At 38.8% G+C, this 22,704-nt stretch carries 26 protein-coding genes, 1 pseudogene and 1 riboswitch; of the genes and pseudogenes, 6 read left to right on the top strand and 21 right to left on the bottom strand.

Annotation, left to right across the window (positions count from 1 at the left end; translation table 11 throughout):
• Window positions 1-232 (bottom strand): annotated as a pseudogene (locus ACO1D1_RS17680) (lipoate--protein ligase family protein); the annotation flags it as partial.
• 194 nt (window positions 233-426) lie between these two features.
• Between ACO1D1_RS17680 and ACO1D1_RS17685 the strand changes: the two are divergent.
• Complete coding sequence (locus ACO1D1_RS17685; RefSeq protein WP_149870962.1) at window positions 427-810, top strand: rhodanese-like domain-containing protein; 384 nt, start codon at window positions 427-429, stop codon at window positions 808-810.
• Between the two features lie 92 nt (window positions 811-902).
• On the opposite strand, the gene gcvPB is transcribed toward ACO1D1_RS17685, so the two are convergent.
• The 3 genes from gcvPB to gcvT are packed head-to-tail and all read right to left on the bottom strand — an operon-like array spanning window position 903 to window position 4,827.
• On the bottom strand, window positions 903-2,363 hold the full coding sequence (gene gcvPB / locus ACO1D1_RS17690) for an aminomethyl-transferring glycine dehydrogenase subunit GcvPB (protein ID WP_149870963.1): 1,461 nt from the start codon (window positions 2,361-2,363) through the stop codon (window positions 903-905).
• Window positions 2,356-3,702 carry an aminomethyl-transferring glycine dehydrogenase subunit GcvPA gene (gene gcvPA, locus ACO1D1_RS17695; protein ID WP_423336599.1) on the bottom strand — a complete coding sequence of 449 codons (1,347 nt, stop codon included), beginning with the start codon at window positions 3,700-3,702 and terminating at the stop codon, window positions 2,356-2,358. The genes gcvPB and gcvPA overlap by 8 nt, the downstream gene beginning before the upstream one ends.
• 21 nt (window positions 3,703-3,723) lie before the next feature.
• Complete coding sequence (gene gcvT / locus ACO1D1_RS17700) at window positions 3,724-4,827, bottom strand: glycine cleavage system aminomethyltransferase GcvT (RefSeq protein WP_149870965.1); 1,104 nt, start codon at window positions 4,825-4,827, stop codon at window positions 3,724-3,726.
• A 271-nt stretch (window positions 4,828-5,098) separates the two neighbouring features.
• Window positions 5,099-5,186, bottom strand: a riboswitch (glycine riboswitch).
• 153 nt (window positions 5,187-5,339) lie between these two features.
• On the opposite strand from gcvT, the gene ACO1D1_RS17705 reads away from it, so the two are divergent.
• Both ACO1D1_RS17705 and ACO1D1_RS17710 read left to right on the top strand, forming a co-directional pair.
• Window positions 5,340-7,028 carry a DEAD/DEAH box helicase gene (locus ACO1D1_RS17705; protein WP_149870966.1) on the top strand — a complete coding sequence of 563 codons (1,689 nt, stop codon included), beginning with the start codon at window positions 5,340-5,342 and terminating at the stop codon, window positions 7,026-7,028.
• Window positions 7,006-7,797 carry a YqhG family protein gene (locus ACO1D1_RS17710; protein ID WP_149870967.1) on the top strand — a complete coding sequence of 264 codons (792 nt, stop codon included), beginning with the start codon at window positions 7,006-7,008 and terminating at the stop codon, window positions 7,795-7,797. The genes ACO1D1_RS17705 and ACO1D1_RS17710 overlap by 23 nt, the downstream gene beginning before the upstream one ends.
• Before the next feature lie 82 nt (window positions 7,798-7,879).
• Here the strand turns inward: ACO1D1_RS17710 and ACO1D1_RS17715 are convergent, their stop codons facing one another.
• The 8 genes from ACO1D1_RS17715 to comGA form a co-directional block, all read right to left on the bottom strand.
• The gene (locus ACO1D1_RS17715; protein WP_149870968.1) at window positions 7,880-8,065 is read right to left on the bottom strand and encodes a YqzE family protein; all 186 of its coding nucleotides are present in this window, start codon (window positions 8,063-8,065) and stop codon (window positions 7,880-7,882) included.
• Between the two features lie 61 nt (window positions 8,066-8,126).
• On the bottom strand, window positions 8,127-8,510 hold the full coding sequence (gene comGG / locus ACO1D1_RS17720) for a competence type IV pilus minor pilin ComGG (RefSeq protein ID WP_423336600.1): 384 nt from the start codon (window positions 8,508-8,510) through the stop codon (window positions 8,127-8,129).
• Entirely contained in the window at window positions 8,507-8,983 is a 477-nt protein-coding gene (gene comGF, locus ACO1D1_RS17725) for a competence type IV pilus minor pilin ComGF (protein WP_223820794.1), read from the bottom strand. The genes comGG and comGF overlap by 4 nt, the downstream gene beginning before the upstream one ends.
• The gene (locus ACO1D1_RS17730) at window positions 8,931-9,206 is read right to left on the bottom strand and encodes a hypothetical protein (protein ID WP_149870970.1); all 276 of its coding nucleotides are present in this window, start codon (window positions 9,204-9,206) and stop codon (window positions 8,931-8,933) included. Before ACO1D1_RS17730 ends, comGF begins: the two co-directional genes overlap by 53 nt.
• A gap of 46 nt (window positions 9,207-9,252) precedes the next feature.
• Window positions 9,253-9,693: a competence type IV pilus minor pilin ComGD gene (gene comGD, locus ACO1D1_RS17735; RefSeq protein ID WP_149870971.1), complete on the bottom strand. Its 441-nt coding sequence runs from the start codon at window positions 9,691-9,693 to the stop codon at window positions 9,253-9,255.
• On the bottom strand, window positions 9,693-10,013 hold the full coding sequence (comGC, locus tag ACO1D1_RS17740) for a competence type IV pilus major pilin ComGC (protein ID WP_149870972.1): 321 nt from the start codon (window positions 10,011-10,013) through the stop codon (window positions 9,693-9,695). The genes comGD and comGC overlap by 1 nt, the downstream gene beginning before the upstream one ends.
• A gap of 15 nt (window positions 10,014-10,028) precedes the next feature.
• The gene (gene comGB, locus ACO1D1_RS17745) at window positions 10,029-11,060 is read right to left on the bottom strand and encodes a competence type IV pilus assembly protein ComGB (RefSeq protein ID WP_423336601.1); all 1,032 of its coding nucleotides are present in this window, start codon (window positions 11,058-11,060) and stop codon (window positions 10,029-10,031) included.
• A complete protein-coding gene (gene comGA, locus ACO1D1_RS17750) occupies window positions 11,047-12,153 on the bottom strand; it encodes a competence type IV pilus ATPase ComGA (protein ID WP_149872755.1) in 1,107 nt (368 codons plus the stop codon). The genes comGB and comGA overlap by 14 nt, the downstream gene beginning before the upstream one ends.
• Before the next feature lie 274 nt (window positions 12,154-12,427).
• Between comGA and ACO1D1_RS17755 the strand changes: the two genes are divergently transcribed.
• Entirely contained in the window at window positions 12,428-13,126 is a 699-nt protein-coding gene (locus ACO1D1_RS17755) for a helix-turn-helix transcriptional regulator (RefSeq protein WP_149870974.1), read from the top strand.
• Between the two features lie 84 nt (window positions 13,127-13,210).
• On the top strand, window positions 13,211-13,453 hold the full coding sequence (locus tag ACO1D1_RS17760; RefSeq protein WP_007086339.1) for a DUF2626 domain-containing protein: 243 nt from the start codon (window positions 13,211-13,213) through the stop codon (window positions 13,451-13,453).
• Between the two features lie 38 nt (window positions 13,454-13,491).
• Here the strand turns inward: ACO1D1_RS17760 and ACO1D1_RS17765 are convergent, their stop codons facing one another.
• Together ACO1D1_RS17765 and ACO1D1_RS17770 are read right to left on the bottom strand one after the other, a co-directional pair.
• Window positions 13,492-14,583, bottom strand: a complete 1,092-nt coding sequence (locus ACO1D1_RS17765; protein WP_149870975.1) for a class I SAM-dependent methyltransferase — start codon at window positions 14,581-14,583, stop codon at window positions 13,492-13,494.
• Between the two features lie 153 nt (window positions 14,584-14,736).
• Window positions 14,737-15,372: an MBL fold metallo-hydrolase gene (locus ACO1D1_RS17770; protein WP_149870976.1), complete on the bottom strand. Its 636-nt coding sequence runs from the start codon at window positions 15,370-15,372 to the stop codon at window positions 14,737-14,739.
• 207 nt (window positions 15,373-15,579) lie between these two features.
• Between ACO1D1_RS17770 and ACO1D1_RS17775 the strand changes: the two genes are divergently transcribed.
• The gene (locus tag ACO1D1_RS17775) at window positions 15,580-15,756 is read left to right on the top strand and encodes a DUF2759 domain-containing protein (RefSeq protein ID WP_149870977.1); all 177 of its coding nucleotides are present in this window, start codon (window positions 15,580-15,582) and stop codon (window positions 15,754-15,756) included.
• A gap of 30 nt (window positions 15,757-15,786) precedes the next feature.
• Here the strand turns inward: ACO1D1_RS17775 and ACO1D1_RS17780 are convergent, their stop codons facing one another.
• From ACO1D1_RS17780 to ACO1D1_RS17810, 7 genes are all read right to left on the bottom strand, one after another.
• Window positions 15,787-16,926, bottom strand: a complete 1,140-nt coding sequence (locus tag ACO1D1_RS17780; protein WP_190284675.1) for a hypothetical protein — start codon at window positions 16,924-16,926, stop codon at window positions 15,787-15,789.
• A gap of 188 nt (window positions 16,927-17,114) precedes the next feature.
• Window positions 17,115-18,305 carry a M14 family metallopeptidase gene (locus ACO1D1_RS17785; RefSeq protein WP_423336602.1) on the bottom strand — a complete coding sequence of 397 codons (1,191 nt, stop codon included), beginning with the start codon at window positions 18,303-18,305 and terminating at the stop codon, window positions 17,115-17,117.
• A gap of 90 nt (window positions 18,306-18,395) precedes the next feature.
• Complete coding sequence (locus ACO1D1_RS17790; protein ID WP_423336603.1) at window positions 18,396-19,370, bottom strand: ROK family glucokinase; 975 nt, start codon at window positions 19,368-19,370, stop codon at window positions 18,396-18,398.
• Between the two features lie 9 nt (window positions 19,371-19,379).
• Window positions 19,380-19,589 (bottom strand): YqgQ family protein, encoded by a 210-nt coding sequence (locus tag ACO1D1_RS17795; RefSeq protein WP_149870981.1) that lies wholly within the window; start codon window positions 19,587-19,589, stop codon window positions 19,380-19,382.
• A gap of 105 nt (window positions 19,590-19,694) precedes the next feature.
• Complete coding sequence (locus tag ACO1D1_RS17800) at window positions 19,695-21,323, bottom strand: rhomboid family intramembrane serine protease (protein ID WP_423336604.1); 1,629 nt, start codon at window positions 21,321-21,323, stop codon at window positions 19,695-19,697.
• Between the two features lie 124 nt (window positions 21,324-21,447).
• Entirely contained in the window at window positions 21,448-21,645 is a 198-nt protein-coding gene (locus tag ACO1D1_RS17805; RefSeq protein WP_423336605.1) for a hypothetical protein, read from the bottom strand.
• An 84-nt stretch (window positions 21,646-21,729) separates the two neighbouring features.
• Window positions 21,730-22,683 carry an L-lactate dehydrogenase gene (locus ACO1D1_RS17810; RefSeq protein WP_423336606.1) on the bottom strand — a complete coding sequence of 318 codons (954 nt, stop codon included), beginning with the start codon at window positions 22,681-22,683 and terminating at the stop codon, window positions 21,730-21,732.
• Between the last annotated feature and the right edge of the window lie 21 nt (window positions 22,684-22,704).

Genomic DNA, 22,704 nt, shown 5'->3' on the forward strand with positions numbered 1-22,704 from the left:
GGTCTCCTGACAAACCCCAGCCCATGTTCTTTGACGGCCTCCATGTCAATTTCCTTTTCTACCTTTTGAAAAATAGCCCACAGTACAGAGTGGGAGGATTCCAGCCGTAGAATCGTATAACCGGAGGGATTTTTCCCTCACTATGCCAATCTAGTAATGCTTCATCCAACGCCATATTAAAAGATGGTGAACAATTTCCAGAATCGATAAAACGCCATACTTCTTTTTTCATGAACAAACCTCATTTTTTAAAAATGTTTTCAAGAATTAGTCTACCAAAATCTGATATGATTTCAAAACGTGATGATTCTGCTATAATTTAATTAGACAAAAATGAAAGATTTTTCCCCTTTCATCTTTATCTTTAGGGGAATGACTTATATAATAAAAACTAGTGCAACAAAGCTTGAAAGGAGCAAAAAGAAGTTGAACTCACTTTATGTTTTATTAATCATGATCGTAGCACTTATCATCTACTCCGTTTTCACCTATTTTTATCAAAAAAGGATTGTAAAAACGGTAACTGAGGAAGATTTCCGTGCAGGGTACAGAAAGGCACAACTAATAGATGTTCGTGAAGCAAACGAATTCGATGGCGGCCATATTTTAGGTGCACGTAATATTCCCATGTCACAAATGAAAATGCGCATGAAAGAAATCCGTCCTGATATGCCTGTTTACCTGTATTGCCAAAGCGGGATGCGCAGTGCACGTGCAGCGCAATTTTTACACAGAAAAGGCTATAAAGACCTAACACAGCTGCAAGGCGGATTCAAGAAATGGACAGGTAAAGTAAAGGCGAAAAAATAAATGATTAATGAAGGTTCCGGAACTGTTCCGGAACCTTTGTTATTTAAATAAAAAAGGCCAGATTCAAGCATCGAATCTGACCTTTTTCAGTATTAAGCTCTTTGGTATTTTAAAATCGGTTTACGAGCGGCCATTGTCTCATCCAAGCGTCCGACAACAGTTGTATGTGGTGCCTCTTGAACAACCTCCGGATTTTCTTCCGCCTCTTTGGCAATTTGAATCATGATATCAATGAAAGAATCAAGCGTTTCTTTTGATTCCGTTTCAGTCGGCTCAATCATGATACATTCTTCCACATTTAACGGGAAGTAAATGGTTGGCGGATGGTAGCCAAAATCAAGCAGGCGTTTCGCAATATCCAACGTACGGACACCTAATTTTTTCTGACGCTTTCCACTAAGAACGAACTCGTGCTTACAATGTTTGTCAAAAGGTAAATCGTAATGCTCTGCTAATCTTCTCATCATATAGTTAGCATTTAATACCGCATACTCTGTTACAGCCTTTAATCCATCAGGTCCCATGGAACGGATATACGTATAGGCACGAACATTAATGCCGAAGTTTCCATAGAACGGCTTAACACGGCCAATTGATTGCGGACGATCATAGTCAAGTATAAATTCTTCGCCGCGCTTTGCAATAATTGGTTTTGGCAAATACGGTATGAGATCCGCCTTCACTCCGACGGGGCCGGAACCAGGGCCGCCGCCGCCGTGCGGGCCTGTAAAGGTTTTATGAAGATTTAAATGAACGACGTCAAAGCCCATATCTCCAGGTCTAGCCTTCGATAAAACGGCATTTAAGTTCGCCCCGTCATAATAAACCTTTCCGCCTGCATCATGAACAATATCAGCAATTTCAAGAATATGTTCTTCAAATAATCCAAGTGTATTTGGGTTTGTTAACATAAGGGCAGCTGTATCATCACCGACAACACGCTTTAAGTCCTCTAGGTCAACCAAACCCTTATCAGTTGATTTAACGGTTACCGTTTCAAACCCTGCAATGGTGGCAGAAGCAGGATTTGTCCCATGGGCAGAGTCTGGAACAATTACTTTTGTCCGGTTAAGATCACCATTGGCCTCATGGTAGGCACGGATCATCATCAATCCTGTCCACTCTCCATGTGCGCCGGCAGCCGATTGTAATGTTACTTCATCCATTCCGGTAATTTCAATTAAATGCTCCTGTAAATCATATAATAGGCCGAGTGCACCCTGGACAGAGCTTTCATCCTGAAGCGGATGTACATGGGCAAAACCGTTAAATCGGGCAACATTTTCATTAATTTTTGGATTGTATTTCATCGTACAAGAGCCTAGCGGATAAAATCCTGAATCAAGGCCATGGTTTCTTTTTGAAAGAGCCGTATAGTGGCGCATGATATCAAGCTCAGAAACCTCAGGGAGTTCAGCTTCTTCCGAACGAAGGTACTCGTTAGGAAGAAGACTTGAGACATCTACTTCTGGTACATCCATTTCCGGAAGGCTGTATCCGATTCGGCCGGGTGTGCTAGCTTCAAAAATGAGCGCTTGGTCTTGATTATGCATGCAGATCCCCCAATTCTTTCACTAAAGTATCGATTTCTTCCTTCGTCCTCTGTTCTGTTACGGCTATCAGCATATGATTAGCAAGTTCAGAATAGTCGCGGCCTAAATCATAGCCCCCAATAATTCCTCTTTGTAATAATTTTTGATTAATTTCTTTAATCGGTTTGTCAAATTTTACAACGAATTCATTGAAGGAATATCCATCGTTAACGACTTCAAACCCAGCTTCTTTAAAAGCTGTTTTTGCATAATGTGCCTTCTGTAAATTGGCTGCGGCCATTTCCCTGACACCTTTTTTACCTAATGCTGTCATTGCAACAGCTGCAGCAAGGGCGTTTAGCGCTTGGTTTGAACAGATATTTGAAGTCGCTTTTTCACGGCGAATATGCTGTTCACGCGCTTGGAGTGTCAATACAAAACCACGGCGTCCTTGATCATCCACAGTCTGGCCGACAAGACGTCCCGGAACCTTTCTCATTAATTTGTTCGTTACTGCAAAATAGCCGCAGTGCGGTCCACCAAATGCAGTTGGAATACCAAACGGCTGTGCATCGCCAATGACAATATCTGCACCAAATTTCCCTGGAGGAGTTAGAACCCCTAAAGATAATGGATTGCTGTTTACTACAAACAAACCTTTATGCGCATGAATAATTTCCTCAACCTCTTTTAATGGTTCGATTCTGCCAAAGAAATTTGGATATTGAACGATGACTGCGGAAACTTCATCATTTACCAATGCCGTTAGCGCCTCTATATCTGTTACTCCGTCTTTAACAGGAGCTTCTACCACTTCTATATATTGGCCCTTTGCGTACGTTTTAAGAACGTCACGATATTCAGGATGAACAGCACTTGATACAACAACTTTCTTCCTTTTTGTATGACCGGCACTAAGCATTGCAGCTTCAGCAAGAGCAGTTCCGCCATCATACATCGATGAGTTTGCCACATCCATCCCTGTCAGTTCACAAATCATCGTTTGAAATTCAAAAATTGCCTGCAGCTCACCCTGTGAAATTTCCGGCTGATATGGTGTATAAGCCGTATAAAATTCGGAACGAGATATCACATGATCAACGATTACAGGCATGTAATGATCATAAACACCAGCCCCTAGAAAAGAAACATTTCTTTTAAGATCGGCGTTAAGATCTGCTAATTTAAAAAGCTCTTTCATGAGCGCGGTTTCGGACTTTGCCGCTTTAATGTTGTACTCACCCTTGAACCTTACTTTTTCCGGGATATCGCTAAACAGCTCATCAATTGCAGAAACACCAATGGTTTCAAGCATAGCCTTCTTATCTTGTTCAGTCATAGGTAAATAGCGATGTTTCATAAACCTAACTCCCTCCTTCGTTTACTTTTCTCTTTTATAAAAAGGTGTTGGAACTACTGATGCCTTCAATCGTTTCCCGCGAATTTCAACTTCGATTTCGGTTTCAATCCCGGTAAAATCTGTCTTAATGAGGGCAAGTCCAATATTCTTCTTTAAAGTTGGTGACTGTGTGCCAGTAGTAACCTCGCCAATCAGCTCATCTCCGCTATAAACAGCGTAACCGTGACGAGGAATTCCGCGGTCAATCATTTCAATTCCTACAAGTTTTCTTGATAATCCATTTTCTTTCTGCTGTTTTAACGCAGCTTTACCAATAAAGTCAGCTTCCTTATTTAATTTCACAGCAAAGCCAATTCCTGCTTCAAGCGGTGAAATGTCTGGTGAAAGTTCTTGACCATAAAGGGCTAAATTCGCTTCAAAACGCAGGGTATCACGCGCACCTAATCCACACGGAAGAATCCCTTCCTCCTCACCAGTTTGTAAAATCGCTCTCCAAAGTTCGACAACATCATTTGCATCACAATACACTTCAAAGCCGTCTTCACCGGTATACCCCGTTCTAGATACAAGAGTCTTTTTGCCGTTTATGTTTACATCCTGCTGGAATTTGAAAAAGCCAATATCACTTAAATTTGTGTCAGGCGCCAGTTTTTGCAAAACCTTCTCGGCAAGAGGTCCTTGAATAGCGAGTTGAGCCATTTTTTCTGAAAGGTTTTCGATGCTGACATCACCTTCTAGATGCTCTTCAAGCCATTTGTAATCCTTTTCAATATTAGAAGCATTTACCACTAAAAGATAATGTTCGTCCTCGATTTTATAAACAAGTAAATCATCGATCGTGCCGCCGTTTTCATAGCACATTGCTGTATACTGGGCACCGCCGTTTTTCACTTTCGAAATATCGTTTGTCATCAATTTTTGTAAGTAAGGCAAGCTGTCAGATCCCTTTACCTCCACTTCTCCCATATGGGATACATCAAACAGGCCAGCACGATTTCGGACTGCTTCATGCTCTTCCTTAATGCTGGAGAATTGTACAGGCAGCTCCCAACCGCCAAAATCGATGGTTTTCCCGCCATTTTCTTTATACACTTCAAAAAGTGGAGTACGTTTTAATTCTGTCATCCTAAAGTCCCCCTTCACTCATCACTTCATTAATTTGTTTTAAATGACTCTTTAAAAAAGATTGAACTAATAACAAAATCAGGAAATATTACTATTCAGTTTTGGATTAGTGAAAAACAACAAAAAGTGTAAACATTCTGAAAAAGGGCGCAAAAAAGGACAGAAACCTCCCTTTAACGAAAGAAGGTCTCTGTCCTTGCACCTGAAAGTTTACCTAAATGGTTTTCCCCTTTGGTGGCTGGCCGAATTGGACCAGCACTCTCCAGAGCTGCGTCAAACAAGAGTTCTTTTGCCTGAGAGATTCACATTTCTGCTTGCTCCTTCGGCGCTACAAAGGTAGTCTCTCCCCTTGTTATCATTCGCATTATAATATTTTCCAATTTGGTCATACTAATTATACTTAAAAAATAAATTACCTTATTAAAATATTTAAAACTTTCAAAGCTATTATCATCCTACCATTAAACCCATACATTGGGCAATAACATTTTACATGAAAAGGAGCTGAAATGATGTCGGTCAAAATTGAATTTGATTCCTCTTGGCAGGATGATTTTTTACATAGAATTGACAACGACGGGCCATGGGGGAACTGGGAGTTATTCAAGCTGGCAATCGGGGTTGAAAAACATTTAGTAATCCCTGAATTCGTGGGATTACAAGCACCTAATCACCTGCAAAATTTAACACCCCTCCCACACCAGCTCGAAACAGCAAAACAAGTAATTGAAAACATGAATGGAAAAGCGATTCTGGCTGACGAGGTAGGACTTGGAAAAACCATTGAAGCCGGTTTAATTTTAAAAGAGTACATGATACGAGGTTTAGTGAAAAAAGTACTGATTCTTGTCCCAGCTTCTTTGGTCACTCAATGGGCAATTGAACTGAATAGCAAATTTTTCATCCCTGCGATTACACAAAGGAAAAGTTATGTATGGGAACAATGTGATGTCGTTGTTTCATCCATCGATACGGCAAAGCGTAACCCCCATCGGGATATTATTTATAAACAGGACTATGATCTCATTATTATTGATGAAGCACACAAACTAAAAAATAATAAAACGAAAAACTACGAATTTGTGCAAAATCTAAAAAAGAAATTTTGTTTACTATTAACAGCAACACCGATTCAAAATAGAATCGAGGAAATCTTTAATCTTGTTTCCCTGCTAAAACCCGGACATTTAGGCAGTGAAACAGCATTCTATGAGAAATACAAACGAGATGCACGATCGTTAAATGATGACGAACATTTGAAGGAATTAGTCAACAAGGTGATGATCCGCAACCGTCGTGCCGATACAGGAATTGAGTGGACGAAACGGCATGTGGAAACGATACCAATTGAATTTTCACCACCGGAAAAGGAGCTTTATCAAGCAATTAACACTCTCAAAAACGAAGGGGACTGGGCGCAGACAAGTGCGTTCTCTGTGATGACGCTGCAGAGGGAGGCATGCAGCAGCAGGGAAGCTGTATTTTATACGTTAAAAAACATGCTCCAAAAAAAGGAGAATCCAACTAAGGCCTTCGAGGATCAAATTCAGTTTTTAATCCAAAAAGTAGAAGCTGTCCAGCAAAACTCGAAAGCAGAAAAAGCTCTTGAATTAATTAAAAACGTTAATGACAAGGTTATCATTTTCACCGAATATCGGGCGACACAGATGTATCTGCAATGGTTTTTAAAACAGCATGGGATTAGTTCTGTACCGTTCCGCGGGGGCTTTAAGCGCGGGAAAAAGGACTGGATGCGGGAATTGTTTCAAAAGCATGCACAGGTACTGATTGCAACAGAAGCCGGCGGTGAAGGAATTAACCTCCAATTCTGTAATCATATCATTAATTTTGATTTACCTTGGAATCCGATGCGGCTCGAACAGCGGATTGGAAGAATTCATCGTCTTGGCCAGGAGAAGGATGTAATGATTTACAATTTCGCCATCAAGAACACGGTTGAAGAACATATCTTAAAGCTTCTTTATGAAAAGATTCATTTATTTGAAAAAGTCATTGGTGAGCTTGATGATATTTTAACAAAGCTGGAATTTGGCAATATAGAAGATCATTTAATTGATATTTTTGGACAATCCGCGTCTGAAGGCGAAATGAGAATCAAGATGGAGAATTTATCATCAATGATTGAATTTGCTCAAACCATGAAGGATGGTGATTCACATGCAGCAGCAGGAAATTCATGACTTCCTTTTGGATTATTTTCAAGCAAACGAGTGCCCAATTGTCGAAAATAACGCTGGTCATTTTACAGTCCAGTTAACAATCGAACTTGATAAAGAACTAATGAACCGGCCATTTTACTGGCACTATTTAGAAAAGACAGGCGGCGTTCCAAATCCAATGCGTCTTACCTTTATCACGAACAAAGAAAAAGCCCCTGAAAATATTAAGGGTGAAACGATTCATTTTGGTTCACCGCGTTTGCATCAAATTTTCGAATCAACAAAAAGTCTTGCCAGTTACATTCGCCTTTATGAGAAACATTCCTTTCATGGCAGCCAAACACCCTTGCTGCCATGGTTGTGCATGAATGTAAAGATCTCTTATCAATGTGACCGAAAGCGGGATGTCTTTAAATCGATTGGCTTACAGTTGATTAATGGCCATATGGTTGAGGATTTTCACGACCGATTAATGCAAATACCGCTGACACCAAAAATACCCGACTACTCCTTTACTCTATCGCCATTAGTTAGACCGAAAAGCGGAATGTTAAGAATTGAAAACTATTTGAAATCAGTCATTGAAAAAGAGGATCACTCATGGGCAGAGGATGCAAAAAAACGCTGGGATAAGGATTTAAACCTCTTAAATCATTTCTATGAGGACGTAGATGAAGAGAACGAAAGCTACGAGACAGAAAAAAAGGCTCTCCAGGAACAGTATGAACCAAAAATAAACATCTCGTTCATCAATGGAGGCCTCTTTTATCTAACAGAAAATGCTATATAAAGAAACAAAAGGTCCATTACACCTCGTTTTAATGTAATGGACTTTTTATTATAGGGTTTATTCACAATTTGGAGTCAACTTTTTAGAGTTTCCGTTTCTTCTTCACTTCTGAATAAAGGATATAGGGTAATATCCCAAACCATCGATACCAAAAATCCGCCTTTGTCTGCTTTTTCTCTATCCGAAGTCGTTTTCGTTCATCTTTTGGCTGGTCAACATATTTTACAATGGTTTGGGTCATGTATTTTACATAATCATTTGTCTTCATGGACACACCTGCCTTTTTTGTACACCTACATTATATCCATTTTGAAGAGAATTCAATCAAATCATTTAAGCTCCACCCACTTGACCATTTTTTTTGATTTCGTATCAAATGTTCCATAACCGGAGATGGTTTCACCGGAATTCATACGAAGCGTGAAGGTTATTTTTTGGGCAGATCCGGCCGGGATTTCGGCTTGGTAGTCCATGGTTCCATTTACATAGACAATCGATCCCTTTGATGGATTCATACCATTATTTTGTATTGCCGATTCCATTTTTTTCACTGAAGAAAGTAAATAATATTCCTGTTGCAGGATCGAAGTTGTTTCGTGAGCCATTTTGCTTTCTGTAACTAATTGTTCAATTTGCATCGAGAAAAATAACAGAAATATGATAAGCAGGCACAAGACAAGCGGGTAGGTAAACCCTTTTTCGTTATATTTCATTGGCCTGCATTCCAATTGATTAATGGATAGCATGTAATTGCATATTCTTTACCCCTGATGTCTGTAACATTGATTTTAACAACGTTATTTGTGACGGAGAACGACGATTGAGAAACATTCTGGAGCATTATTTCGTGCCCAGTTGAATTTACCCTTCTTCTGATATTCGTCCCATACACCTCAATTTGGATGATCTCCGAACCCTTTGTGAGGATTAAACGCCCCGAGCTAACATCCGCCCGTGAAGCAAGCCGTACTTCTTTTTTTATTTGGCTGGAAAATACCTCCCATTCCATTGCCTGTAAATTGCTGTCATTACTTTTTGTGTTAAGTAGTATTTGAAAAATTGGGGACATAAAGAAAATAATGGTGGAAAAGATTGAAAAGGCAATCAAAACTTCAATAAGAGTAAAAGCTCTCTCATTCGAGTACACCACAAACTTTGCATTCCGGGAGGGTACTAATTTTTTCAACCTTCACACACACCTCCTTTCGGCCGTCCAATCCTAAATCATTCCAATTGATTTTGTACTCCACCTTATTTCGAATGATGGAGTAATTATTAAAGGATTGACCATCACTAATCTTTGCCTGCAATTCTTCATACATAAGCTTTCGCGCTGTATTCTCTATTTTTAATTGCCAGGATTGTTCCCTTAACTCCATTAATAATGGCAGCAAATATAAACTCAGCATGAACAAAGCTGACAGTGATAACAACAATTCTAGTAAAAAAAAACCACTATTGTTCCGCAACATAAAACCGTCCCTTTCCAATCAAAACGGTTAGTTTGTAATTCTTTTTTGGGGTATAGATAAGGATGGTTCCAAACCTGTTAACATTTCCGTCACTTAAGAATTTGAAATACAATGGGATAGAACCTTCCCTTAGCAAAACTTTTGAAGAATATTTCCTCACGAGAAAAGCGGGATGATCCGATCGTGTAATCATATAATATTGATAGTTATTTGGCTGAAATGTGACTGACACTTCATGCTGGTGTGAAATTGCATATTGCTGTGCATACAGCAGATCTGCTTGTAATTGAGTTAAAAAAACCTTATCCTCCATTACCGTGTGCTGCGGCTTTAAGAAAAAAACGGTAATGGAGGAAATAATCATAAAAATGGAAAAAACGACTAAAGACTCAATTAGGGTAAATCCTTTTTCGCGGTTGTCCATTATGGATTAGTTACTTTTGCAACTGCCGTGACATTACCCTCAGTATCAATCATGACGTCTTTTCCGTTTGGACAGCCTGCTGCTTCTTGATTTATATATCCCTCTGACTTAAGTTCTGCAAGGGTTGGCACTTTGTTCTTATCCATTTTATACGCTTGAACTTGTGCTTGTACCATTTTCACGTATGCGTCGCAGCCCTTGTTATTGATATTTGAATTATGTTTGGCGACATTTGGAATGGTGACAATTAATAACACAGAGATGACAAGCATAACAATCATCATTTCAATGAGCGTAAAGCCTTTTTCATTTTTCAACATGTTTATTCCTCCATTTTATATTCCATCAAGCAAATGGAACATTGGTAATAATATCGCTAAATACATGGATACAACGAGAAATCCAATAAACAAATAAAGAAGGGGCTGGATAGTTTTTAAACTTTTTTCAATCATTTCTTCCATGTTTGTGACGCAGTGTTTGCTGAAAAACAACAGTTCTTGCTCTAATTTTCCATTTTCTTGGCCATGTTTAATAATCATCGGAAATTCCTTTTCGAAAAACGAAAAGTCTGCTAAAATTGATTCTAATTTTTCTCCGGTAACAAGCTTTATTTTAATCTCTTCAGCTACTCGGCTATAGAAAGGCTGCCGCCCATTCTTTTCGAAAAGAATTAGTGCTTCAGAGACCGAAATTCCACCAGATAATAAGAAGCTTAGTTGAATGGAAAAGTAGTGAGTAAAGAGCAATTTGAGGATCCTGCCGGCGATTGGGATTCGTACAAGCTGTGACCTTTGCTGCAGGATGGAGAGTTTTCGAAATACAAAAAAGTAATAGACTGCTGTCAGGAAGAGGAGCACTAACACCGCACCGATTACAATCGGGAAATACTGGTCAAAAGCATAGATGACCTTCGTGAAAAAATTTGCTTCAAGACCGAGTGAGGAAAAAAGTGTTGTAAACCGTGGCAGCAATGTATTTTCAATGAAAATAAAAAGTAAACCGGTAATAAACATTAATAATATTGGATATTGGAGTAATTTAAGAAGTTTCCGCACATCTTTATCCTTTAAAAGTGCGAGTTCACTCCCTTCTAACAAGGCATCAGCAAAGCTCCCATGCTGTTCCGCAAAATATACATAACCAATTAAATCTTTGTGGAACCCCAAATTGTTTAGGACATCATGAAAAGGGGTGCCGTTTTTTAACTCAATCAAACATCCATTTAATTCCTCCTTTCTTTTCGACGGTAATTGTAATGCTATCGACTCAATTGCTTCTGCAATTGGATAGCCCCGTGCTAATAATTCCCCTGTTCTCTTCAAGAAACTAGCTTGTTCATTCATGGGCCATTTACGTGGTTTCATCAGCAAACACCAGCCGTTCATACTCCGACTCTTGAATGTATCCAAGTGCAATCCCCTTGTTAATCACCTTACTAAGGGTTCTGTAATGTGTTTCGACTTTTTCCCCTTTTGCCGCTTTCATCGCTGTGTTTAAATTTCTTCCAGACAACAGTTCAAACACACTCGCTCGTTTCCACCTTCCATAGGAATAACATAAGGGCGAACATTCACCTTCGCAGAATGGGCACGTAAGTTCTACTAGTCTTTGAGCGGTTACCGCAATTAATGTTTGCTCGACCTCCAGCCAATTCACACCAAATTCACGGAGGCGGTAAACTGCTCCCTTGGCATCTCTTGTATGCATAGTTGAGAGTACTAAATGCCCTGTAAGGGCCGCTCTGACGGCAATTTTAGCGGTTTCAGCATCCCTGATTTCTCCAACCATGATAATGTCGGGATCGTGGCGAAGAATCGCCTTTAAACCAGCAGCATAGGTTACGCCTGCTTTTTCATTCACTTGTACCTGAAGAACAGAGTCATAGTTTTTTTCGATAGGATCTTCTAATGTGATGACATTGCGATGAAATAAGTGGGCTGTTTCATTTAAAAGAGAATAGAGAGTAGTCGTCTTCCCACTGCCGGTGGGACCGGTAAAGATGATTAAGCCATGGGCGTGCTTGAGCAGGGCCAGCAATTTCCGCGTCATTGCCGGGAATAATGAAAGCTGGTGGAATGGAATCTGTTCTTGTTGGGGTAATAACCTGATGACGAGGCTTTCTCTGTTGTTAGAGGGGAGTGTTGAAAGCCTGAGCCCCATTAATTGTCCGTCTACCTCACAAAAAATGGCACCGCTTTGGGGGCGTCTTCTTTCACCGATATCCATATTTGCTGTAAATTTAAAGTGTGAGATTAATCTGTCGCATTCATCTTTTGGAAGGGATAATCGGGGAATGAGTTTGTTGGTTAAACGGATTTGAACAAGTGTGTCCTTCTTTCGCGGTATTATGTGAATATCTGTCGCTTGGTTCCGTGCTGCATCTGTGATAATCCGATTCGCTAAAATTTCAATCGCACTAACAATTGGTAACACCACCTTTTTATTTTGTCTTTGCATATATTTCGACATGGTTCATTCTTTTCCTTCTTTATTTTTAAAAAAATATTTTTTTCTTGAAAAGTTAGTTTAAATTCCTTTTTTCCTAAACATACACTATTGACAAACTACAATTTTCCTAAAATATACAACATTTATTTATGATTGTTACAATATATAGACAGTAATTGTGAACATTTTCTAAACATATAGTGTTAAACTTGTTAACTTCATTCCCTTGTTATAATTGCTGTATTATAATGGAATAAATTATGGGGGTCAGAGGTGAACAGAGATGGAACAAACATTAAAAATAACAAACGTTTTATCAGATCCAACACGTTACTACATTTATCAATACATTACAAAGCGACATCAAGAAGTTACTGTTCAAGAGGTGGCAGAAAATTTTAATATTCATCCAAACGTTGCAAGACTGCACTTATCAAAGCTAGAAGATGTGAACATGTTAGCATCTGAGACTAAGAAAACAGGGAAAGGCGGCAGGCCAAGCCGTTTGTATCGTTTATCAGACGATGTCATTCAGCTTCATTTCCCATACCGTGACTATATGCTTCTTTCCAAAGTAGCCATTCAAACGATGATTTCTCTTGGGGACGTTGGGAAGGAAGCCCTTTTCTTAACCGGAAAACGATTTGGTACAGAAATTATTGAACAAGAAATGGTCAAAAAATCGCTCGGAGAGGAATTAACATTTGATCAAAAGCTAACAATATTAAAAAGTGCCTCAACTTTAGCAGGTTTTTACCCGGAATTTGAAGCAAACGGTGATCAAACAAAAATCTATTTCCAAATTTTCAACTGCCCCTTTAAAGAAGTGGCAGAAGAACATACCGAAACAGTGTGCAGTATGCACCATGAATTCCTGAAAGGGATGTTTGGAGCACTTTTCAATACCGTTGAATTAATTGAAAAAGAAAACATGATTTCCGGCTGTGATACTTGCTCATATCAAGCACTTGTAACAAACTAATTCGAAACCATTATTTACATTACACCTCCTTTTACATTATAATATTGTAATGATGGTATCGATGGGGTAAAAGGAGGGATACATATGGATCGCATGTTCAGAGTTTGTGGTTTCTGGACGGGCATTTTTACCGTTATGTTTTATCTAGGTGATATGGATAAAACAGCGATGTTATTTTTAGCCCAAACAGGATTCTTCGTTCTGTTGAGCTATCTTAAACTTTCCGAGCGTATGTATTTATGGGTGTTCGGAGCATATTTAACAGTTTTCTTCGCAGGCTTCACATATTGGACTACGTTCATGATGCCGCTTGGCGGAGGACATTGAGAAAAAAGCTGGAGTATTAGCTCCGGCTTTTTTTCTTTTCATTCAGAAAACACGTCGTTTTCACTTAATTGCAGCCCTTTCTGTTGAACAATTACATGAAAATAAGAACTCATCCCTGAAGGCATGATTAAACTGCGAATTGCCCGATTCCGTTTACTCACCTCGGAAAATGGATTTGGGTCATAATGGTCTTCTAATTCGTTGAGAATCCCTACTTTTAATAAAAATTCATCTTGCCTTAACTTTGTTACCAATTGCAATTCAAACAGCTCGCCTTTTTGAATGAGAGAATCAAAATGGATATGTGTGGTGATATCCATTTCTCCAGGATTCTGTAAGACATTATCTATCATCTGGTGTTGAAGATACCCTCTTAGACTTCCCTGTATCCTTCTTGGGTCCATCCATTCCTCGTTTGTGTAACCATAATCAGCTGTCACAACCATACCTTTAATTAGAACAGCTGAAATCTCTTTCACCATTTTCTCCATTGCTAATGGAATTTCAATCCGCTGATTTTCTTTTAATTCTATTTTACTTTCCTTTAAAAAAGAATGAATTTCAGGATTGGTTAATGGGATTTTCTGCTCGTACAATTTCTCTTCTTGGACCCCTACCATTATCTCGAATAGCTGCCCATTATTTTTTTCTATCACATGGACAGGGAGGGCATCAAAAAGTTCGTTTGAAAAAACCATCCCTTCGAATGGCCCTATCTCGTTCAGACTTACCACTTGTACAATAGAAAAATCGGATGGTAGTAATTCATTTTGTAGGTTCCGATGATATGGACTGCCTTCCACAATGAAATATTGTAAAGGGGCTTTTATCGATTCGTTCCATTCCTGCAAAAAAGCTTTTGCAAAGCGGCCATTACCTGCTCCTATTTCACAAAATACTGGCGGCAGATTCGTTTTTACACAAATACTGGAAAACCACTTTGCTGCCAGCCTGCCATATACATCAGAAATATTACTAGTTGTAATAAAATCTCCTTTCTTCCCGATTTTCTGTTTGTCCCTCATATAATAACCAAATTCCGGATGGTAGAGTGCCGCCTCAATATAGTCAGCATAAGAAATGAACCCCGCTTCTGAATTTGAAATTAACGTTTGTAAATATGTATTCATGGCAACTCCTTTTTATTTAACACTATTGACATAGTGTTAACTTTATTATATTGTAAGGGTAGTAGCTTAACAATATCCCCTCCCATTATATGAAATAAGAACATCCCCCAGAAAGACCCTTCTCATCGGTGAGAAGGGTTTTTCTATTTGTCTTTAAAAGCCATTCAAAAACGGGTTGTGATCCATTTCCTCACCAATCGTCGTAACAGGTCCATGACCTGACAATACATAGGTCTCTTCTGGCATGGTTAACAGCTTGTCGTGAATACTTTTTAATAGCTGATCATGATTCCCTCCTGGCAGGTCTGTGCGGCCAATACTGCCCTGAAATAGGGCATCACCAGAGATAACAAACCCCTCCTTTTCGAAATAACAAGAGATACTGCCGGGCGAATGTCCCGGTGTATGAAAAACAGCAAACTCAAAATCAGCGATTTTCATTGTACCTTCTTTGGTAATAATATGATCAGCAGAATTTACGCGAATAGGTTCAACATGCATAAACAACTGGGAACCATTTAATGCGGGATCCCCCAGCCATTTTTCTTCTAGTTTGTGAAGATAAACTGGAATTTTATATGTATCTCTTATCACATTTACTGCACCGATATGATCAAAATGCGCATGTGTTAAAACAATCGCAACCGGCTGTAATTTTCTTTCGTTCAACAAATGAATCAGCTTTTTTCCTTCCCCGCCCGGGTCAAAAATTAAACATTTCCGGTCGGGATTTTCAACTATATAACAATTTGTTTGCAATGCCCCTAAGGGAATTTGCTGCCATTTCATAATAAAGTTCCTCCAATACAATGATAATTATTATTTTACAGTAAACAATAGAATAAAGAAATCAAAGCTCTTACATTCCTGTATTTTTGCCCTCGACAAATGCGAGAAAAAACTATAAAATAAGAGTCGAATGTATATAATATAGTTACATAATTTTTTCGAAGATGTTAGGCTTTTAGCCTGATTATACTAAAAGGGGGTTTAATCATGGGATTAGTTATCATTTTTGCGCTTGTAACGATTCTAGCTGCAATTGGCGGATTCAGCGCATTAAAGAACAAAAACTTCTTAGGCGCATTTTGGGGTGTAGCATCATTTTTGGTTTTCGGCTGGTTTACAGTCATGACCGTTTTAAATTCAGGTTATCCTACTGGAACACATTAAAAAAAAGACTGTCGATTTGACAGTCTTTTTTTATTGCTCCTGTAAATCATATATCTTTTTCGCTTTTAAATCGATTATTTGTTCAAACTGGTAGCCATACAGCAGAGCATCACCAGCTGGTGAAAAGTAGATTGGTTTATTTTCCAATCCCTCCATAATCAATTTGCTGTTTCCTTTCCTAAAGTTATGGGTTTCCAGCTGAAAACCGTCTGAATAGGAATCAAAATCACCACTACGCAAGGGTTTAAAGGTAATAAATTCTTCCTTCTCTTGATTGAAATCATAATAAGGAATTAGCCAATCAGAAAACTTTGTTAATTGCGGGATTGAAAATGTATCTAGTTTTTTCATTTTTTTATCAAAAAATGAATAGTCAGCCAGTGTCTGATCTTGCTCGTTAACTGAGATCGTCATCAGCAGATTTCGAAAAGCTGAAAACTGGGTGGCCGACGGGAACACCGTTTTTTCAAAGCCATTTTCTAGTTCTTTAACGGTAAGCGGGGCAAATAATGATGGATTATCTTCATCCCAATCTAAAAAGGCAACCTCTTTTTCATTTATCCATTTTACAAATGGCTGTGGTAAGGTAATATCGGTAAGGTTATTGTTTTTCATGTTAAGTAAAAATAGTTGGAAACTCCAATCCTCATCAAATTTTGAAACAAAAACCTCAGACTCATTATAGGGATTCCATTCAAACACTAGTTCATAGGATGGAAACGACTTCTTCCATAATTCGGTTCCATTAAGATTAATTATGGTGACGATTCCTTCATAAGAGGACGGTGAGGAATGGACCAAAAGATTGTTGCGCGAGGGACTAATTTGTACAGTAACTATGGGATTCTCGCTCTTTAAGATTAATTCACTTTTACCTGATAATAGATTGTAACGAAATACGTCTGAAGTTTGTTCAAGGTTGGTAATATAAACTATTTCACTATCAGAAAGCCAGCCGGCGATTTTGTAAAATTCACCTTCGCCATTTGGAATGGAGATAGGCAATTTCCATTGTTGTCCAAGAGCGGCAGCAGGTTCTTTAGGCCTTTCATTTTTAGCTGGTATTGTATGGTTAGGCTGCCCCTTATTCGTGCAGGCAACAAATAGGAGGGTCAATACAAATAACATTAGTATAATGAAAATTCGTTTAATACGTTTTAGCTGATACAATTTATTGAAATCCCTCCCCCAAATACCTTCAAATGTTAGTACGTTTTTTTAACAAAAATGTTTCAATATTTTCAAACATATTAAAAAAATAGAAAAAAAGCCGGAGAAGATCAGCTTTAATCACAATCCATACACTAATGATATCTAATTGTAATCAGTACCTAACGATATTACAAGTGAAAGGTCCACTATTGAATGGTAATAGCTGCAATAAAGATCGCTTCTGCACTTTTAAGTATCCGGGGAAATTGTGAAAGTGGCAGCGGATTAATCCCTTTGCCCAACTCAAGTGTAAAACCCGGACGCTTAAATTCTTGAATAAACCAATCCTTAAATCCCGCATGGCTGTTTACATAGCGAATCGCCTGATATCCGCTTTCTCGTTCAAATTCCTTCGCAAGATGCTCGGATTCCTTAGGTTCAAACCCTTCGTAGCCCCAATAAAATTCTTCTCCTTGGGTATGGAAGGCGAGGACACAATCAAATAGCTGGTCTTCTGCTAATTGAGCCATAGCAGCTGCCTCAGGCTCAGTTAACGGTGCGTGCCCAGGGAAGTCCCTTGGTGCAGGTGCGTTGACCTTTTTATACTCCTTGCAAATATCCCAATTAGCCGGAAATTGATTATTCAAGTCAATTCCATTAATATTCGCCTTCCAATGGATAAAATCATCGCTGTCTTCATTTATATCTATTACAGAATCTCTATAATTGGAAGGCGGACCATTTAAAACAAGGTCTACCCCATCAGGATTGACCATCGGAACGATCGATAACTCGACCTCTTTATACAGGTTATTGACTGTAATGCCTTTCATCAATGTCCCATTTGTTAAAGATAGTAAGTATTGGTTAACCAAGCTCATTAGAACCATCGTTGTTATCCATTCATTTGCATGGAAGGAGGCATTCATATGTATTTTTTTAGCCCCCTTTCCAATCCTGATTTCATGAATTGGATGACCAATAACACTCCTGCCAATTGTGTTTACTGCAATAAATGGATAAACTCTTTTTAGATTATTAATTATTTTAACCAGTCTTTTATAATCACTCGGAAAGTTAGTCTCTGTAAATGGAGAATTTATTTTTTCAGGCAAAAAAATGGTCTCACCCACTAATAAATGATCAGCATCCTTAGTTTGATTAAGTAGTAAAAGTGAATCAACCGCTAGATTTTTTTCGTCGGCTATTTTCCAGAAGGTATTCCCCTCTTTTATTGTATATGGAACAGAAATATAACCTGGCACTTGAATTTTCTCTCCTGGTCTTAGGTTATCTGGATCTACTTTTGGGTTAGAATCTATAATCAAATGAACGGGCACCATGAATAAATTGCCGAAATAGGACAGTGTATCTTCAGAGCGTACAATAATCTCCATTTCCATCTCCTCCCATCATAAAGAATCATATGAGGGATTAAGGAAAAAATGATAAAAACCCGCTTTATGCGGGCTTTTCTTTAAAAAGGATTATTGATTTAATTTATTTTTAATAAGCCAGGCAGCTCCTAACACACCCGCATCATTTCCTAAAGTAGCTAATGCTAGTTTTGTTGAATCCCTTACGGCTGAAAAGGTAAATTTTGCAAAATTTTCATTGACGGCTTCTAATAAAATGGATCCTGCTTTCGAGACACCGCCGCCTAATACGATTTTTTCCGGATTTAATGTATTGGCTATACTCGCTAAAACAAATCCTAAATGGAAGGATACCTCACCTAATACTTTTTTGGATACTAGATCACCATTTCTGGCGGAATCAAATACATCCTTAGCAGTGATTTTTCCATTCTTCGTAAACAGCTCGCTCAATTCACCTAATAATTCATTTTTAGTAAGTTCTGCCATTGCTAACCGGACAATTCCCGTTGCTGAAGCAATTGTTTCCAGGCAGCCTGTCCTTCCGCAATTACAAGAGGCTCCTCCGAAGGGAATGGCTGTAATATGACCTATTTCGCCTGCTGCACCGTTTATCCCTTGAACAATATTTCCATTTGCAATCACGCCGCCGCCCACACCAGTTCCTAATGTGACACAAACAAGATCCCTGGCACCGTTGCCGGCGCCCTTCCACATCTCGCCCAATGCCGCACAGTTTGCATCATTTTCAATCACCGCCGGGAGAGAAGTTGCGGCTTCAAGACTGTCTTTAAGCGGATAATTATCCTGCCAGCCTAAATTAACCACATTTAAAATAATTCCAGTTTCATAGTCCACCGGTCCAGGGGCACCCATCCCGATTCCTGCCAGCTTGTCATGTGTCTCACCAAGCTCATCAAGTTGTTCCGAGAGTGCCTGAGCAATATTGATCGTAATATTTCGGCCTTCATTGGAATTATCGGTTGGAATTTCCCATTTATGAACAATTTCTCCATCCATCGTAATAAAAGCTATTTTAGTAGTTGTTCCGCCAAGATCAACACTGGCTAACCATTGTTCTGCCACGTCATTCACCTATCTCTGTTTACTTTTTTCTTTTTGCATTTGGATTTCATGCCTTAGGATTAAAAGTGCTGTTTGAAATTCCCTTGTTTCAATCAATTGCGCCTGATAAAGTTCCTTTAATTCTGATTCCATCAGTTCAAGATTGCCGACACGATCACCTACATAAATAATCGTTCCAAACTGCTTTAAGAATTGTTGAATCTCATAAATTGTTTTCATTTTTCTCTACTCCTCCCCCTAATTTTAATGGAGAGTTTGATTTAATTCACATCACAAGAAAAAGGATAACGCATGCATCATTTTACCGCATGCTACCCGAAAAATCTATCCTCCTCCGCCAGTGGATTGAATATGTTGATTAATTTCACGGACTAATTCGGAGTATTGCTTTTGATTTGGTTCTAATTTTGCCGCCTTTTCGGCATTTACCTTCGCCTGTTCAACGTTATTTTGCTCCAGATTAATGAGTGCCAGATTAAAATAGGCTTCATGAAATGCAGGGTCAAGTTCAATAGCTTTTTGTAAATGTTCCTTTGCCTCAGTAAGCATACCCTTCTTTATTTCTACAAATGATAAAAGAAAATATGTTTTTTCGGTCAGGTTGCCTGCTTCCTCTTCGGATTTCTTTAAAACACTGTAAGCCTGATCATATTTATCCTGTTTTATATATTCTTGCGCCATTAGCAGGTTGGCATTTTCATCAACCGATTGAGCGGATGTGTTAAATCCGTAGGTTAATGCCCCCCATACAATCGCTCCCGAGGCAATCAGAAACACCAATTGCCCTAAAAACCTTTTCTTCTTCGGAAAGTGGACAACGCCGGCTGCTAGGAATCCCCCTGCCAGACCCCCTAAGTGGCCAGCATTATCAATTCCTGATGCCGTAAACCCAAACACAAGGTTTATGCCTAGGACAATAATCAAATTCATTCCCATGGTCCGGAAAAATAATTTTGGATAGATGGCCCCAAAATACAATAACGCACCAAAACAGCCGAATATAGCACCGCTTGCCCCTGCCGATAAGGTGGAATTAAAAATAAAACTAGCAATAAAACCTGTGATACCCGAAAACAAATAAATAAATAGGAAACGCACATTACCAAACATTTTTTCGACTGTCGTTCCTAGAAAATACAATGCCATTGTATTCATCACCAAATGCAAAAAGCCAATGTGCAAAAAAACAGGTGTAATAAATCTCCACCATTCTCCCTCTTCAATCAATTGGTTTACCTTTGCCCCATATTTAATCAGAGTGGATGTATTTGTACTCCCGCCATGCAGTTCAAGCCAGAAAAAGACAGCTAACTGTATGGCTATAAATACATAAGTAAAGAAGGGTTTTCCATTAGAAAGAAGGGACTTTTCCGTTTTCACCTTTTTTATTGCATATTCCAATGCTGCTTTCTTTATGGTCTCTACATCTTCTTCTGAATAATTTTCATGAAAGGTCAGGGTACTCGCCGCCCCAAGCCTTTCGGAAATCCGCTCAAATCCAGTATCATATTCACCTTTTGTTAACAGGATCGTGCTTACAGACGTTTTATTACCTTCCGGATATACAAATGGTTTTGATATCCGATATTCATATTCATCAACAGGCGGGAATTGGCTGACGTAAATATTCATTACATTTAACTCAGACCGGCCAATTTGCTTGCGGATTCTTTCCCCATTGGAAGCAGTATATTCAATGTCTCTCTGCATCGCATTACTCCAGTCTAAATCATGGAGCAGCATGCGAATAATAGGAGCCTGCTTGTTTTCTAACCTTTCAAGCCATAGTTCTTTTTGATTTTCAAATAATTGAATGATTCGATACCCATGATCAGAGATGAAAGAATAGGCCAGCCTCCAAAAGATGTAACTTTCTTTATTATTCATTTCTCCCCTACTTTCTTTACAAAATGCCACTCCGAAGTTATCCATCATGACAATCAGCTTATTCATATGTAGTTTATTTTTGCCGCTATGCTTTTATTATAAACGATGGAAGCCCTTTTACATTACTGAAACCACTTGAATTGTGGATATTTCATAAACTCTGTAAAATGTAAAAAACCATCTGTGGTTTTCACCATTCAGATGGTCTTCCAAATACCGATTGCATCATTTTATTTTTCACACCGGGAAAGCTCATAATCGAACCTACAGTAAGCCGGCGCATCCAGCTTGAGCCAAGCAACAGATTTATTAGTCGGTAGCGGTAACGGAAAACAAAATAACCAATCGATCCAATCATAAAAATAGATGTTAACATTCGAGACATCATAAATCCCTCCTGCTATTATTCTGTGATAGATCCAGTTATTTTATCCATAAAAAGCGCGGATTCCAATAATCATGTCTGTTCCATTTAAATATTATTAAATACAGGTTCCATTGTTTTCTTTAATACCCTAACAGAATTTGTGAATTTTGCATTTTCCTCATCATTTAAATCCAATTCTACTATTTGCCGAATTCCCTTTCGGTTAACGATCGCCGGTACACCAATGTAGATATCGCTTTGTCCATATTCGCCATCCAAATAAGCTGATACAGTTAAAACAGAGTTTTCATTTTCGAGAATTGCCTTGGTCAATCTAACTAGTCCCATAGCAATTCCATAATGGGTAGCGCCCTTTCGTTGAATAATGTGGTAGGCAGCATCACGGACATTTAAAAAGATCTTATCGAGATCTTGATGATTAAATCCATCTTTATTTTTAGTCCACTCAGAAATAGAGGTACCTGCAATATCTGCATGACTCCATACTGGAAGCTCTGTATCACCGTGTTCCCCAATAATATAGGCGTGAACATTCCGGGTGTCTACATCAAAATATTCTCCAAGCAAAAAGCGGAACCGTGCTGTATCTAGAATGGTTCCAGACCCAATTACCCGTTCTTTTGGAAGACCGGAAAACTTCCAAACAGCATAAGTTAGAATATCTACGGGATTAGTAGCTACTAGGAAAATCCCATCAAATCCAGAGGACATAATTTCTTCTACAACACCTTTAAAAATCCTCGTATTTTTTTCAACTAAATCGAGCCGTGTTTCACCAGGTTTTTGATTTGCACCTGCTGTAATAACCACTAAATCAGCCTCAGCGCATTCACTATAATCACCATACCAAATTTTTGTCCGTGATGGAGCGAAGGGAAGTCCATGATTTAAATCCATTGCATCTCCTTCAGCCTTGTCTTTATTGAGGTCAATTAAGACAAGCTCTTCGGTAATTCCTTGATTTAAAAGCGCAAATGCATAACTGGAACCAACAAATCCTGTTCCAATAAGAGCAACCCTATTCACACGTTTTAACATTACTCATCCTCCAGTAGAAAT

Source organism: Neobacillus sp. 19, from assembly GCF_049463095.1.
Classification (GTDB): domain Bacteria; phylum Bacillota; class Bacilli; order Bacillales; family Cytobacillaceae; genus Neobacillus.

Bases quoted from the DNA above. Each gene is read 5' to 3' on its own strand.
- ACO1D1_RS17775 (WP_149870977.1), top strand. From the start codon at position 15,580: ATGGGATTAGTTATCATTTTTGCGCTTGTAACGATTCTAGCTGCAATT.
- comGC (WP_149870972.1), bottom strand. From the start codon at position 10,013: ATGTTGAAAAATGAAAAAGGCTTTACGCTCATTGAAATGATGATTGTT.
- ACO1D1_RS17785 (WP_423336602.1), bottom strand. From the start codon at position 18,305: ATGGAGATTATTGTACGCTCTGAAGATACACTGTCCTATTTCGGCAAT.
- ACO1D1_RS17800 (WP_423336604.1), bottom strand. From the start codon at position 21,323: ATGAATAAGCTGATTGTCATGATGGATAACTTCGGAGTGGCATTTTGT.
- ACO1D1_RS17805 (WP_423336605.1), bottom strand. From the start codon at position 21,645: ATGATGTCTCGAATGTTAACATCTATTTTTATGATTGGATCGATTGGT.
- ACO1D1_RS17715 (WP_149870968.1), bottom strand. From the start codon at position 8,065: ATGAAGACAAATGATTATGTAAAATACATGACCCAAACCATTGTAAAA.
- ACO1D1_RS17730 (WP_149870970.1), bottom strand. From the start codon at position 9,206: ATGCTGAGTTTATATTTGCTGCCATTATTAATGGAGTTAAGGGAACAA.
- ACO1D1_RS17795 (WP_149870981.1), bottom strand. From the start codon at position 19,589: ATGAAAACAATTTATGAGATTCAACAATTCTTAAAGCAGTTTGGAACG.
- ACO1D1_RS17755 (WP_149870974.1), top strand. From the start codon at position 12,428: ATGGAACAAACATTAAAAATAACAAACGTTTTATCAGATCCAACACGT.
- ACO1D1_RS17760 (WP_007086339.1), top strand. From the start codon at position 13,211: ATGGATCGCATGTTCAGAGTTTGTGGTTTCTGGACGGGCATTTTTACC.
- gcvT (WP_149870965.1), bottom strand. From the start codon at position 4,827: ATGACAGAATTAAAACGTACTCCACTTTTTGAAGTGTATAAAGAAAAT.
- comGG (WP_423336600.1), bottom strand. From the start codon at position 8,510: ATGAAATATAACGAAAAAGGGTTTACCTACCCGCTTGTCTTGTGCCTG.
- comGA (WP_149872755.1), bottom strand. From the start codon at position 12,153: ATGCAAAGACAAAATAAAAAGGTGGTGTTACCAATTGTTAGTGCGATT.
- ACO1D1_RS17765 (WP_149870975.1), bottom strand. From the start codon at position 14,583: ATGAATACATATTTACAAACGTTAATTTCAAATTCAGAAGCGGGGTTC.
- comGB (WP_423336601.1), bottom strand. From the start codon at position 11,060: ATGAAACCACGTAAATGGCCCATGAATGAACAAGCTAGTTTCTTGAAG.
- ACO1D1_RS17710 (WP_149870967.1), top strand. From the start codon at position 7,006: ATGCAGCAGCAGGAAATTCATGACTTCCTTTTGGATTATTTTCAAGCA.
- gcvPA (WP_423336599.1), bottom strand. From the start codon at position 3,702: ATGAAACATCGCTATTTACCTATGACTGAACAAGATAAGAAGGCTATG.
- ACO1D1_RS17810 (WP_423336606.1), bottom strand. From the start codon at position 22,683: ATGTTAAAACGTGTGAATAGGGTTGCTCTTATTGGAACAGGATTTGTT.
- comGD (WP_149870971.1), bottom strand. From the start codon at position 9,693: ATGGACAACCGCGAAAAAGGATTTACCCTAATTGAGTCTTTAGTCGTT.
- ACO1D1_RS17705 (WP_149870966.1), top strand. From the start codon at position 5,340: ATGTCGGTCAAAATTGAATTTGATTCCTCTTGGCAGGATGATTTTTTA.
- gcvPB (WP_149870963.1), bottom strand. From the start codon at position 2,363: ATGCATAATCAAGACCAAGCGCTCATTTTTGAAGCTAGCACACCCGGC.
- ACO1D1_RS17770 (WP_149870976.1), bottom strand. From the start codon at position 15,372: ATGAAATGGCAGCAAATTCCCTTAGGGGCATTGCAAACAAATTGTTAT.